The sequence below is a fragment of the Limnohabitans sp. TEGF005 genome (assembly GCF_055394835.1).
The window spans coordinates 121,659-134,690 of the sequence record NZ_AP029226.1; the positions used below are offsets into that span (position 1 = coordinate 121,659).

Annotated in this window: 13 protein-coding genes; 9 read left to right on the forward strand and 4 right to left on the reverse strand. The window is 56.0% G+C overall.

Features of this window, described 5'->3' with window-relative positions; all coding sequences use genetic code 11:
* Positions 1–12 precede the first annotated feature (12 nt).
* The 7 genes from ACZ5RG_RS00540 (at position 13) to ACZ5RG_RS00570 (ending at position 7,388) form a co-directional block, all read left to right on the forward strand.
* On the forward strand, positions 13–942 hold the full coding sequence (locus ACZ5RG_RS00540; RefSeq protein ID WP_298600878.1) for a branched-chain amino acid ABC transporter permease: 930 nt from the start codon (positions 13–15) through the stop codon (positions 940–942).
* Between the two features lie 11 nt (positions 943–953).
* Positions 954–2,030: a branched-chain amino acid ABC transporter permease gene (locus ACZ5RG_RS00545; protein WP_315138430.1), complete on the forward strand. Its 1,077-nt coding sequence runs from the start codon at positions 954–956 to the stop codon at positions 2,028–2,030.
* Between the two features lie 53 nt (positions 2,031–2,083).
* Entirely contained in the window at positions 2,084–3,421 is a 1,338-nt protein-coding gene (locus ACZ5RG_RS00550; protein ID WP_298600884.1) for an ABC transporter substrate-binding protein, read from the forward strand.
* A gap of 134 nt (positions 3,422–3,555) precedes the next feature.
* On the forward strand, positions 3,556–4,365 hold the full coding sequence (locus ACZ5RG_RS00555; RefSeq protein ID WP_298600887.1) for an ABC transporter ATP-binding protein: 810 nt from the start codon (positions 3,556–3,558) through the stop codon (positions 4,363–4,365).
* 118 nt (positions 4,366–4,483) lie between these two features.
* Positions 4,484–5,737 carry a phenylacetate--CoA ligase family protein gene (locus tag ACZ5RG_RS00560; RefSeq protein WP_315138426.1) on the forward strand — a complete coding sequence of 418 codons (1,254 nt, stop codon included), beginning with the start codon at positions 4,484–4,486 and terminating at the stop codon, positions 5,735–5,737.
* A 133-nt stretch (positions 5,738–5,870) separates the two neighbouring features.
* Positions 5,871–6,857 (forward strand): tripartite tricarboxylate transporter substrate-binding protein, encoded by a 987-nt coding sequence (locus ACZ5RG_RS00565; RefSeq protein WP_298600893.1) that lies wholly within the window; start codon positions 5,871–5,873, stop codon positions 6,855–6,857.
* Positions 6,858–7,052: 195 nt separating this feature from the next.
* On the forward strand, positions 7,053–7,388 hold the full coding sequence (locus tag ACZ5RG_RS00570) for a hypothetical protein (protein ID WP_298600896.1): 336 nt from the start codon (positions 7,053–7,055) through the stop codon (positions 7,386–7,388).
* 304 nt (positions 7,389–7,692) lie between these two features.
* Here the strand turns inward: ACZ5RG_RS00570 and istB are convergent, their stop codons facing one another.
* From istB to ACZ5RG_RS00590, 4 genes are read right to left on the reverse strand one after another with little or no spacing between them, the layout of a single operon-like run.
* The gene (gene istB, locus ACZ5RG_RS00575) at positions 7,693–8,517 is read right to left on the reverse strand and encodes an IS21-like element helper ATPase IstB (RefSeq protein WP_464446705.1); all 825 of its coding nucleotides are present in this window, start codon (positions 8,515–8,517) and stop codon (positions 7,693–7,695) included.
* Entirely contained in the window at positions 8,510–10,021 is a 1,512-nt protein-coding gene (gene istA / locus ACZ5RG_RS00580) for an IS21 family transposase (protein WP_298596769.1), read from the reverse strand. Before istA ends, istB begins: the two co-directional genes overlap by 8 nt.
* Before the next feature lie 58 nt (positions 10,022–10,079).
* Positions 10,080–10,925 carry a histidine kinase dimerization/phospho-acceptor domain-containing protein gene (locus ACZ5RG_RS00585; RefSeq protein ID WP_464447532.1) on the reverse strand — a complete coding sequence of 282 codons (846 nt, stop codon included), beginning with the start codon at positions 10,923–10,925 and terminating at the stop codon, positions 10,080–10,082.
* Between the two features lie 4 nt (positions 10,926–10,929).
* The gene (locus ACZ5RG_RS00590) at positions 10,930–11,580 is read right to left on the reverse strand and encodes a response regulator transcription factor (protein ID WP_298600902.1); all 651 of its coding nucleotides are present in this window, start codon (positions 11,578–11,580) and stop codon (positions 10,930–10,932) included.
* A 533-nt stretch (positions 11,581–12,113) separates the two neighbouring features.
* Between ACZ5RG_RS00590 and ACZ5RG_RS00595 the strand changes: the two genes are divergently transcribed.
* Entirely contained in the window at positions 12,114–12,305 is a 192-nt protein-coding gene (locus ACZ5RG_RS00595) for a hypothetical protein (protein WP_464447533.1), read from the forward strand.
* A 36-nt stretch (positions 12,306–12,341) separates the two neighbouring features.
* Positions 12,342–13,019 carry a hypothetical protein gene (locus tag ACZ5RG_RS00600; RefSeq protein WP_464447534.1) on the forward strand — a complete coding sequence of 226 codons (678 nt, stop codon included), beginning with the start codon at positions 12,342–12,344 and terminating at the stop codon, positions 13,017–13,019.
* Positions 13,020–13,032 lie beyond the last annotated feature (13 nt).

A 13,032-nucleotide genomic window follows, 5' to 3' on the forward strand; every position in this document is an offset into this window, starting at 1 on the left:
GGAGAAAAAGACATGGCATTTTTCCTGGAAGCTCTTTTGGGTGGACTGATGGCCGGCATGCTTTACGCGCTGGTGGCGTTGGGCTTTGTGCTGATTTACAAGGCGTCTGGCGTGTTCAACTTTGCGCAAGGCGCGATGGTGCTGTTTGCCGCTCTGGCCATGGCGCGTTTTTCAGAATGGATTCCTGGCTGGTTGGGTCTGGAGGACAAGTTTTTGGGCAACCTGTTGGCCTTTGCGCTGTCGGCCAGCGTCATGTTTGTGCTGGCCTGGCTGATCGAACGCTTGGTGTTGCGCCACCTGGTCAACCAAGAGGGCGTGACCTTGCTGATGGCCACGCTGGGCATCACCTACTTTCTGGACGGGTTGGGTCAAACGATTTTTGGCAGCGACATTTACAAGATCGATGTGGGCATGCCCAAGGATCCTGTGTTCTTGCTTGACTCGATTTTTCCTGGTGGTGTTTTGGTCAATCTGGAAGACGTGTATGCCGCGTGCATTGCGGCCTTGCTGGTGGTGGTGCTGTCGCTGTTTTTCCAGAAAACCAGCACCGGTCGGGCTTTGCGTGCGGTGGCCGATGACCATCAGGCCGCCCAGTCGATTGGCATTCCGCTCAACCGCATTTGGGTGATCGTGTGGTTTGTGGCGGGCATCACAGCCTTGGTGGCCGGCATCATTTGGGGCTCCAAGATGGGTGTGCAGTTTTCGCTGACCACGGTGGCTTTGCGGGCTTTGCCTGTGATTATTTTGGGCGGACTGACCTCGGTGCCCGGTGCCATCATCGGCGGCCTGATCATCGGTGTGGGTGAGAAGTTGTCAGAGGTGTATCTGGGCCCTTATGTGGGCGGCGGCATCGAAATCTGGTTTGCTTACGTGCTGGCGCTGGTGTTCCTGTTGTTCCGGCCACAGGGTCTGTTCGGCGAAAAAATCATCGACCGCGTGTAAGGAGATAAAACATGTTTTACAGAGAAAACGGTCAATTCAAGACCTCTTACCGCAGTGACCAGCAAATCTTCGCCATTGCGCAAGACCGTTGGGCCATCCTTGCACTCATCGCCTTCGCCGCCATCGGTGTGCCCCTGCTGGCCGATGAATACATGTTCCGCGCCATCCTGATTCCTTTCCTGATACTGGCCCTCGCAGCTTTGGGTGTGAACATCTTGGTGGGTTATTGCGGCCAGATTTCACTGGGTTCGGGCGCGTTCATGGCGGTGGGGGCCTACATGGCTTACAACACCTACATCCGCATCGAGGGCATGCCCTTGATCGTTGCACTGCTGGCGGGTGGCTTTTTTGCGACCCTGGTGGGGGTGTTTTTCGGTATTCCAAGTTTGCGGGTCAAAGGTCTGTATCTGGCGGTGGCCACTTTGGCGGCGCAGTTCTTTTGCGACTGGGCTTTTCTGCGCATCGGCTGGTTCACCAACAACAACGCCTCGGGCTCCGTCTCGGTGTCCAACCTGAATGTCTTTGGCTGGTCCATCGACACGCCGCTGCAAAAATACCTGTTCTGTTTGGCTTTTCTGCTGGTGTTTGGCTTGTTGGCTAAAAACCTCGTGCGCTCGGCCGTTGGCCGTGAGTGGATGGCCATTCGCGACATGGACGTGGCAGCAGCCGTGATCGGCATTCGCCCGATGTACGCCAAGCTCAGCGCTTTCGCAGTTAGCTCTTTCATTGTGGGCGTGGCCGGTGGCCTGTGGGGCTTTGTGCACCTCGGTTCGTGGGAGCCCGCTGCGTTCTCGATCGACCGCTCGTTCCAGCTGCTGTTCATGGTGATCATTGGCGGCATGGGCTCCATCATGGGCAGCTTTTTTGGCGCTGCTTTCATCGTGATCTTGCCCATTTTTCTGAATCAGTTCCTGCCCTGGGCGGGTGATCTGGTCGGTGTCCCTATTTCGACTGCGACGGTCTCGCACACCGAATTCATGATCTTTGGCGCCCTGATTGTGTGGTTCCTGATCGTGGAGCCGCACGGCCTGGCCAAGCTCTGGTCGGTGGCCAAGCAAAAGCTGCGTCTGTGGCCCTTCCCGCATTGATGTCAAATCGATTTTCCCAAGTGCTTTCAACTATTTTTAACAGGAGACAAACCATGAAACTTCGTCAACTTGCACTCGCCACGACAGTGGCTGCTGCCGGCCTTGCCAGCGCCTTGGTCAGCACCATGGCCACGGCTCAAACCAAAGAACAGTTTTTCCCTGTTCTGGTTTACCGCACAGGCGCTTACGCCCCCAATGGCGTGCCCTTTGCCAACGGCTATGTCGACTACCTCAAGCTGGTCAATGCGCGTGGTGGCGTCAACGGCGTCAAGCTCAGCTTTGAAGAGTGCGAAACCGGCTACGCCACCGATCGCGGCGTGGAGTGCTATGAGCGCCTGAAGGGCAAGAACGGCGGCGCGACCGTGTTCCAGCCCTTGTCGACGGGCATCACTTTTGCGCTGACCGAAAAAGCACCCGGTGACAAAATTCCATTGATCACCGCAGGCTATGGCCGCAGCGAATCGGCTGACGGCGGCGTGTTCAAGTGGAACTTCCCCTTGGCAGGCACTTACTGGGTGGCTGGTGACGTCATCATCCAGGACATCGCCAAAAAAGCCGGTGGTGCTGACAAGCTCAAGGGCAAGCACATCGCGCTGGTCTACCACGACAGTCCATTCGGCAAAGAAGCCATCCCCATTTTGCAAGAGCGTGCGGCCATGCACGGTTTCAAGCTGAGCCTGCTGCCTGTGACGCACCCTGGTGTGGAGCAAAAGTCCACTTGGCTGCAAATTCGCCGCGACCGCCCTGACTACGTGGTCAATTGGGGCTGGGGCGTGATGAACTCCACCTTGCTCAAGGAAGCACAAGCCACAGGCTATCCCCGCGAAAACATTTATGGCGTGTGGTGGGCCGGTGCCGAGCCTGACGTGAAAGACGTGGGCATGGGCGCCAAAGGCTACAACGCCATCACCATGCAGCATGGTGTCGAAAAAGGTTCTGCTGTCGTGAAGGAAGTGTTGGACAAGTTGCACGCCAAAGGCCAGGGCACAGGTCCTAAGGACGAAGTGGGCGAAGTGCTTTACATGCGCGGCTTGTTCAGCGCCATGTTTGCCGTTGAAGGCGTGCGCCAAGCGCAAGAAAAATACGGCAAGGGCAAAGTCATGACTGGCGAGCAAGCGCGCTGGGGTTATGAAAACCTGAACCTGACCCAACCCAAGCTCGATGCTCTGGGCTTCAAGGGTGTGTTGCGTCCAGTGTCCACTTCGTGCGCTGACCACATGGGTGCCAACTGGGCCCGTATCCACACATGGAGCGGCAGCAAGTGGGAGTTCTCCAGCGACTGGTACCAGGCCGATGAGCAGATCATCAAGCCCATGGTCAAAGCGGCTGCCGACAAGTACGCCGCCGAGAAGAAACTGACACGCCGCTCCGCTGCGGATTGCCAGTCCTGATCGTTGCCAAGCCTGCCGCGCAAGCGGTGGGCTGTCGCTGCAACGGGCCACGGCCCGTCTGCAGCGGTCAAATCAAACCCTTGCGTGCAGCGGTTTGGTTTGGCTTGAACCCAGAGTTTTAAAAGGCAAAGTCCATGAGCGACAAAAACATTGTTCTGAACGTCAACGGCATCGAGGTCATTTACAACCACGTCATCTTGGTGCTCAAAGGGGTTTCCCTGCAGGTGCCTGAGCAAGGCATCGTGGCTTTGCTGGGCGGTAACGGGGCGGGCAAAACCACCACATTGCGTGCCATCTCCAACTTGCTGCAGGGCGAGCGCGGTGAAGTCACCAAGGGCAGCATCGAGCTGCGCGGTGAGCGCATCGAAAAGCTCTCGCCCGCCGACTTGGTCAACCGGGGTGTGGTGCAGGTGATGGAAGGGCGGCACTGCTTTGCCCACTTGACCATCGAAGAAAACCTGATGACCGGCAGCTACACCCGCACCGACAAGGGCGAGGTGGCGGCCAATTTGGACAAGGTTTACACCTATTTCCCTCGCCTCAAAACCCGCCGCACCTCGCAGGCAGCCTACACCTCGGGCGGTGAGCAGCAGATGTGCGCGATTGGCCGTGCCCTGATGACCAACCCCAATATGGTGTTGCTCGACGAGCCGTCGATGGGCTTGGCTCCGCAGATTGTTGAAGAGGTGTTCAACATCGTCAAGGACTTGAACGAGAAGGAAAAAGTCACCTTCTTGATTGCCGAGCAAAACACCAATATGGCCCTGAAGTACGCCGACTACGGCTACATCATGGAGTCGGGCCGCATCGTGATGGACGGTGCGGCTGAAGACCTGCGCACCAACGAAGACGTGAAAGAGTTTTATCTGGGCATGGGTGGCGGCGAGCGCAAGAGCTTCAAGGATGTGAAAAGCTACAAGCGCCGCAAGCGCTGGTTGGCTTGAAGGCCAACCAGCCAAAGCTTGATCAGGGTGGTCGCTTGCCCCTGCACGCGAATGAGTCACCCTCACACCCGTTTTTCGTGCGCAGGGGCGCGCGTCCTCATCGATCAGTCCACCACCCATGAAGCACTACGACGCCCTCGAAACACGTGCCCCTGAAGTCCGCGAAGCCGCCTTGATGGCCGCCTTGCCCGCGCAAGTTGCACATGCCAAAGCCCATGCGCCCGCCTTTTCCGAGTCGCTTCAAGACGTGGATGCGGCCAGTGTCAACAGCCGCGCCGCGCTGGCCAAGCTGCCGGTGATTCGCAAATACGAGTTGCTGGAGCGCCAAAAGGCTTCGCGTGCGGCAGGTGGCAATGTGTTTGGTGGTTTCAGTACCCTGGGCTTTGGCAAAGCGATGCCTCGCGTGTTTGCCAGCCCCGGCACCATTTACGAGCCCGAAGGCACCCGTCCTGATTACTGGCGCATGGCGCGCACCATGTTTGCGGCTGGCTTTCGCCCGGGCGAATTGATTCACAACTGCTTCAGCTACCACTTCACGCCCGCGGGCTCCATGATGGAAACCGGTGCCCATGCCTTGGGTTGCACCGTGTTTCCGGGGGGCATTGGACAGACCGAGCAGCAAGTGGGCGCGATGGCCGAGTTGCAGCCTGCAGGCTACATTGGCACGCCCAGTTTCTTGAAAATCATCATCGAAAAAGCCGCCGAGATGGGTGTGGCCCTGCCCAGTCTGCGCAAGGCGCTGGTCTCGGGTGAGGCGTTTCCGCCCAGCTTGCGCGACTGGATGACGGCGAAGGGGGTGGATGCTTATCAGTGCTATGCCACGGCCGATGTGGGGTTGATTGCTTATGAGACCGCGGCGCGTGAAGGCCTGGTGCTTGACGAAGGCGTGATTGTCGAGATCGTGCGCCCTGGCACCGGAGACCCGGTGCCCGAAGGCGAGGTCGGCGAGCTGGTCATCACCTCGCTCAACCCCGACTACCCGCTGATCCGTTTTGGCACAGGCGACCTGTCGGCCATCTTGCCTGGCACCTGCCCTACAGGCCGCACCGGTCAGCGCATCAAAGGCTGGATGGGCCGGGCCGATCAGACCACCAAAATCCGGGGCATGTTTGTGCACCCCGGTCAGGTGGCCGAGATCGTCAAACGGTTTCCTGAAGTGACCAAAGCGCGTTTGGTCGTGACCGGAGAGATGGCCAACGACCAGATGGCTTTGCACGTCGAAACCACGGCCTTGACGGATGTGGGCCTGAAGACGCGTTTGTCTGATGCCGTGCGCGATGTCACCAAGTTGCGCGGCGAGGTGCATTTGCTGGTGCCCGGCAGCTTGGCCAATGATGGCAAGGTGATCGAGGACGCTCGCAGTTACCAGTAAAGGGTGATTGGGCCTTGAAGTTGGCCTATGACCTTGTTTTAGTCGGGGAAATTAGGGAAATCGTCTAAGTATTTTCCGCCATGGCAAGCCTCAACTTTGGTTCTAGACTAGAAGTCACTTTTGGGGTTTAGAAATGAAAAAATTGTTTGTCTTGGCTGCATTGACTGCCGTATCGTTGGGGGCTCAGGCCCAGACTTTCCCCGGCAGCAAGCCGATTTCCATCGTCGTGCCCTTCACGGCCGGTGGGCCTACCGACCGCGTGGCCCGCGACTTGGCTGAAGCCATGCGCAAGCAAATTCCTGGCAGCAATTTTGTGGTCGAAAACGCCGCAGGTGCTGGCGGCACGATCGGTGCCACCAAAGTGGCCAAAGCCAACCCCGATGGCCACTCGCTCTTGCTGTTCCACATCGGCATGGCCGCGACGCCTGCGCTGTACCGCAAAATCGCTTACAAGCCACTCGAAGACTTCGAGTTCTTGGGCATGGTCAACGATGTCCCCATGACCTTGATCGGCAAGCCCCAGTTGCCCGCCAACACTTACCGCGATTTTGAAAACTACATCCGTACCAACGCGGGCAAGTTGAACATTGCCCACGCAGGCTTGGGTTCTGCGTCGCACATCTGCGGCTTGCTGTGGCAGTCCACCTTGCAGACCAAAGACGCGATGACCACCATCCCGTTCGGCGGTACTGCGCCTGCCATGACTGCCCTGATCGGCGGTCAGGTCGACGTTATGTGTGACCAGACCACCAACACCACATCCCAGATCGAAAGCGGTCGTGTCAAGGCTTTTGCCGTGACCACGGCCAAGCCGTTGGCAGGTCACCCTGTGCTCAAACATTACCCTAGCTTGCAAGAGATGGGTTTGAAGGGCTTCAACCTGACCATCTGGCACGGTTTGTATGCCCCCAAAGGCACTCCAGCTGCGATCACCAAGACACTGAACGATGCCTTGAAGAAAGCCTTGAAAGATCCTGAGTTCATCAAAAAGAACGAAGGCTTGGGCGCTTTGGTGGTGACAGACAACCGCACCGATCCGGCTGAACACAAGAAGTTTGTGGCCGCCGAGATGATCAAGATCAAGGCTGCCGTGGATGCAGCAGGCAAGTACGCCGACTGACCATCAGTCAGCCCCATGAAAAAGCCGCTCCATGTAGCGGCTTTTTCTTTGGCTGTAACGCCACGCACCCGTCAAGTTTGCATCGTTTGATCTTTTGTTCTAGGCCCAATTTGTTATTGAACAGGCGCTGTGGCAACCCTAGGATAAGCGCACTTGTTCTGATTGAGCAGGATTTGGATCAACTCAACAAACACCATGCGCAACATTTTGAACCATTCACCCGCTCGCTATGGGATGACAGCCCTGTTCTTGGTTATGGCCGCTACGTCATTGGCTGCTTCACAGATTGGCGATTCTGTCGAGAAGGTATCCACCCATTCAGATGGGGGCATCACTATGACGGGGTTATGCCGTAATGGAGATGCTTTTCGCCTGGTTTCCTATGAAAAACAGGTGAGTGGGTTGTGGAAGTCCTTTTATGACTACCAAGGACCTGTCGGGGCGGGCACGGTCAAAACAAAAACAGTCCCCAAAGTTATGGCCAGCCGGGTATGCATTGCCTTGGCCGAAATTGCAAGTGATGAGCATTAACGCACTGCACAAGTGTAGAAGTCAGGCAGTCCGTCACATGGTCACATGTGGGTTGCAATGAATTTCTCAACGGTTTGTATATCAATGGGTTTGTACATGACATCGATGTTGTGCTGACTGAATAATTCCAAATGTTGAGGAGACGTGTCTGCTGTGACGATGCACGCAGGGATGTCGTGATTAAATTCTTCGCGCAATTGCTGGATTGTTGACGCCGATCCAATATTGACCACCTGTGCCGATTGAATTTTGACCAGGGGCTTGAGCCAGCTTTTATCTCCGCTGGCTGTGGATAACTATAAGTTTAATTGTCGTCCCGCATCCCCTTTCTCTCCGCTTTTCTTGCCTGCTCCCTGGCTTTAATTCGGCCCCTCGCCTCATTGGAGCTGTGCCTGAATCGGTAGGACTCATTGCCCGTTTCCACAATGTGGCAGTGGTGCGTCAACCGGTCCAGCAGCGCCGTCGTCATCTTGGCATCCCCAAACACGCTAGACCATTCGGCAAACGTCAGGTTCGTCGTGATCAGCACGCTCACCCGTTCATACAGCTTGGACAGCAAGTGAAACAGCAGTGCCCCTCCGGCTTGGCTGAACGGCAAATACCCCAACTCATCGAGTACCACCAAGTCCATGCGCGACAAACTCAACGCAAGCCGACCTGCCTTGCCTTGAGCCTTCTCTTGTTCCAGCGCGTTGACCAGGTCCACCGTCGAGTAGAACCTGACCTTTTTGCCGTGTTGCGTCAGCCCCGAGATGCCCAGCGCCGTGGCCAGGTGCGTTTTGCCCGTCCCCGGCCCCCCTATGAGCACCACGTTTTGCGCATCCTGCGTGAACGACAGATCGGCCAGTTTGTGCACCAATGCCCGGTCCACTTGTGACGCCTCAAAGTTGAAGCCCGCCAAATCCCGGTGCACCGGGAACCGCGCGGCCTTGGTTTGATGCGCAATCGATCGCATATGGCGGTTGACTGCTTCGGCTTGCAGCAAGTGCTCGATCAGCCAGCGAGATGCCTGCAGCTCGGCATTGCCACCTTGCTCCACCAGATCCGCCCATGCCATGGCCATGCCGCTCAGTCTGAGCCCTTTAAGTTCGGCCTGGATGTCCCGCTGTGTTGGCTTGTACTCAGTCATGCGTCACCTCCACGCTGGACCGCAGGCCGTCGTAGCGCGCCGTGTTGGCCATCGGCACCTCACTGAGCTGCAGCGATGTTTCGGCTTGCTGCGGCATCGGTGGACTGCTCAAGCGCGCCAACACGTTGCGCACATGCTCCACGCTGATGCCACCGTTGGGGGTGGCGCCTTCCAGCAAAACCTCCACCGCCACCAATACAGCGTCCAGCCCCGCTTGCGGCACCACGGCCAGCACCTGGGCCATCACCCGGTCACCTCCAGCATGGCGCATCAGCGATTGCCGCAGCTTCAACAGCGCAGGCGGCAAGTCCAGAAACGGTGTGCCATTCCTCAGCGCCCCCGGCTTGCGTTGCACCAGGTCGATGTAATGCTGCCAGTCGTAGCTGATTTGCGCCCGGTTGGTCAGCCTTGCGTGACTGGCCACGATGGCGTCTTGGGCCACCACATCGACTCGGCCCGGATACAGCCTTGTACTGACCATCTGCCCAGCCCACTCGCACGGCACCGAATATTTGTTGCGCGCCACATTGACCAAACAGGTGCTGCTCACCCGGGCCGGATTCTCCACATACCCATCAAACGGCTCGGGCATGCTCATCAAGTGCTCATGCTCCAAATCCAGCATCTCGGCCAGCGTGAACTGCTTTTGCTCAGGGTGCGGTGTTTCGGCCCAGATCGAGCGGCAGCGCTCAGCCAACCAAGCATTGAGCTCAGCAAACGAGCCAAACCGCTTGGTGCCAGCCTCTATCCAGATACGCCTGCGGCTGTCCTGCACGTTCTTCTCCACCACCCCTTTCTCCCAACCCGAGGCCACGTTGCAAAAGTCCGGCTCGAACAGGTAGTGGCTGCACAGCGCATTGAAGCGGGCATTGACGATGCGACCTTTGCCTTTCTTGACCTTGTCCACCGCCGTCTTCATGTTGTCGTAAATGCCCCGGCGCGCCACACCGCCCAGCGCCGCAAAACTGCGGGTGTGCGCGTCAAACAACATCTCGTGTCCCTGGCTGGGGTAAGCCACCACCCAGAACGCCCGGCTGGCGCACAGCTTGAGATGTGAGACCTGCATGTGGTGGTACACCCCGCCAATGAGCAACCCTTCCTCGCTCCAGTCAAACTGAAACGCCTCGCCCAGCTCGAAACTCAAAGGCACATACGCCTTGGATGCCGCCTTGCCCTCTTGCTCGCGCCAACCCCGAATGAAATCCGTCAATCGGCTGTAGCCGCCCCGATAGCCCTGCGCCTGCAACTGCGCCAACAGCGCCCGCGCACTGCGCCGGGCATGTTTGGGTCGATGGGAATCGGCTTTGAGTGCCTGCACCAACGTCGCCTCAAACGCGCTGAGCTTGGTGAATCCGCTTTGCCTTTTGTACTTGGGAGCCTGGTCGCCAGGGGCTTTGAGCCATTTTTTGACCGTGTTGCGCGACAGTCCCGTGCGCTTGGCAATCTCGCTGTTGGAGAGTTGCTCGCGCAACTTCATGCGCCTGACCTTACCTATCATTTCCATGGTGATCACCTTCTATCTCTCCTGCTGAATATTTCAGCAGGCCAGTTGAACACCCTGGTCAATTTTGAGTCGGCACTCCTAGGTTTAGATGGTCAGTTTTCGGTCGGCGGCAACAGAATATGGCGCTGTAGCTTTCGTTCAGCTGCCCGGCGTCAATCATTTCAATAAAAATGTTGATGGACTGCATCGGTTGGCGTAAGTCATGACTGGCGGTAGCGATGAACTCTGACTTGGCGACGTTGGCTGCCAAGGAGGCATTTTTCTCTTCGGTTAACTGGTCAATGAGGGCATCGTTTTTCATCCGCAGTGCAAATGATTTTTCCCAAGACTTAGAAAACAGAAAAGCCATTTTCAAAGCCAAATAAAAAGCAACCATGGAGCCCAGGGCAATTGGCCAAACGATTTGGCTGAAATTCAGAGCTATAAAAATGAGTTCAGGCGCCTTGAGGGGCACGACAAAAGCAAAAAAGGTTTTCCAGTTGATGCAATAGCCGACCATCCCGACAAACAGGACAGTGAGACTGATAATTTGATAGAGCAAATAGCTCACCATGTCGGCGGGCTCCACAAAAACAAACCAACCCATTCCCCACATGAGCGTGACCAAGCCAATGGCGATGTTCAGGACGTTCGCATTTTGGGGTGGGTTAGATAAAGCGCGGATCGATCGGAGTAAGACATACCGTGTGATGACTGCCACGGTCATGGCCGCAAACCATGCGCTGAAGCGAAGTAGTTCTGTGACGTCCAAATACAAAGGGATGCACAACAGCGGCGCCAATACCGTCGCAATCGTGCTGGATTTGGAGTAATCGAGCATGTATTGCAATTTTTCAATGGCAATCAATTGCTGCTCACGATGCCCTTCATTCATCGGTATACGGCCATGCTCAGAAGGGTTCATGCCATCATGAGTCGTGAGGGGTAACGGTCGGAATCAAGAGTTTTTGAGCCTTCAAGACGGCTTGGGTTCGGTTAAAAACCCGCAACTCTTTGAAAATTTGATTGATGTGTATTTTGACCGTTTGCTCTTTGATTTCCAAAAGATCGGCAATGATCTTGTTAGGGTGCCCCATCGAAATCAAAGTCAAAACTTCCAGTTGCCGCTGTGTTAGCCGGTATTCACTGGTGGTATTCAATGGGCTTTGGGGTTCATGCCATTGGGTTTCGTTGTAAAGCGTTTTGATTCTTTTGAAGATGGCCGCTGACGTATTGTTCTTTGATAAAAACAGGGCAGCGCCTGCGGAGACGGACCGTGGTTCCCATGCATCGGAGTCCAGCCCAGAAATGGACACGACGTGCGCAACGTTGGGTTTGCTACTGAACACTTTGATGCCGGCCAATCCGCTCAAGCCCGGCATCAGCATGTCCAATAAAACAATCCAGGAATGGTTGGATTCGTCGACCAAAGTCATGCCTTCACTGGCGTTGCTGGCGGTTTTCACGGCCACACCCAAAGTGCTGAACTCTTTGGCAAGGGCTTCGCCTAATGCTTCGCGGTACACAGGGTGATCGTCAATGATGAGCAATGCATGTTGACTTGTGGCTGAAGCATTCATATGCGTTGAATATTACTCTTGTGAGGGTTAATTTCAATGGAACTTAGGTTGTAGACAGAGGGTGAGATCAATGCGTAAAACCTTCGCTGCTCACAAGGTCTAGCTTGGTCAAGCCCACGCGTTGGGCTCCGGCCAACACGGCCGCGGCTTCTTTGTATGGTGGTGACGGACAACCACAGCAATTCGACTCATCACAAGCAGTCTGAGGCCGCCGATATGACCAAAGATCAAGGCTGCGATGAAAGCCCGATGTGACCCATCGGGTTTTTTTCATGCCCGTCTGGACCTTGCAAGGGACGCCTTGCTGGACGGCGCAACGCAAAAAATCAGTTTTTAATTTGCTAGCGTTTGGGGGATTTGTTGTTTTTGCGCCAAAAAACATGTTTCGTTCTTGTTTGGTAACCAAAAATAGGGTTTTCCATAGTCTGCAAACGTTTGCATGATTTGTTTAATTGGAGGCGTTGAACACCGTGAAGAGTCCATCGGAGCGGGTCAATCAAACCTGATCACATCCTCAATTTTTGGAGAAAAACATGCAAACTCAAATTCGTCTCGTGGCCGTTGCTGCTGCATTGCTTGCCGCTGGTGCAGCACAAGCTGGTGTGTCTTTTGATGCCAACCTGGAACACGATGTTTTGTTCAAGGGAAAGCAAGGCGCTACCAGCAGCGCGACATCCAACAGTGGCCGTGTGGAATTGAATGCCAATGCCGCCTTGGTCAAGTAGGGTGACAATTTTGTCAACGCCAAAGCCAGTTTGATCGTGCCCACAGGCAGTGGCGACAGCGTCGGCATTGATGACGCCTGGATTCAGTTTGGCAACAGTGCCGCCGATCTGAAAATTGGCCGCCACGAAGCCGCCGATTTGTTCCCACTGGGCAAAGATGTGGTGGTTGAAGCTGCAGGTGCCTACGGCTACCGTACCAATGCCTTGCGCGGTCGCTTCAAGACAGGCCAGTTGCATGCAGTGGCTGGTTTGAATGCAGCCCCTGGTTTGCGCGTTGAATTGGGTTTGGTGACTGAAAAATCGGGTTCTACAACCGATGCTTATGGCCTGCGCCCCACCTTGGTCTACACCGCGGGTGCCCTGACTGTGCGTGCTGGTGTTGAGTCTTACAAAAAGAACAACGTCAGCTACTCCGGTACCGGCGTGTCGGTGGGTTATGCATTGAGCAGCAGCGCTTCGGTGAATGCGAACTACGGCAAAAACAGCGATCTGGACTCTACCTCGGTGGGTCTGAACGCCGTTTTCGGTGATGCAGGCGTTGGCATGGTCCAAGACAAAACAGGCGCCAACAAAGCCACGACTTACTACGCGGCTTACAGCTTCCCCTTGTTGGGCGTCAAGGGTGCAACCATCACCCCTGCTCTCAGCACATCCAAAGCCACTGGCGTGGACAACCTGAATGCATTCAAAGTGCGTTTGAACTACGCTTTCTGAACGTTGTAATCGT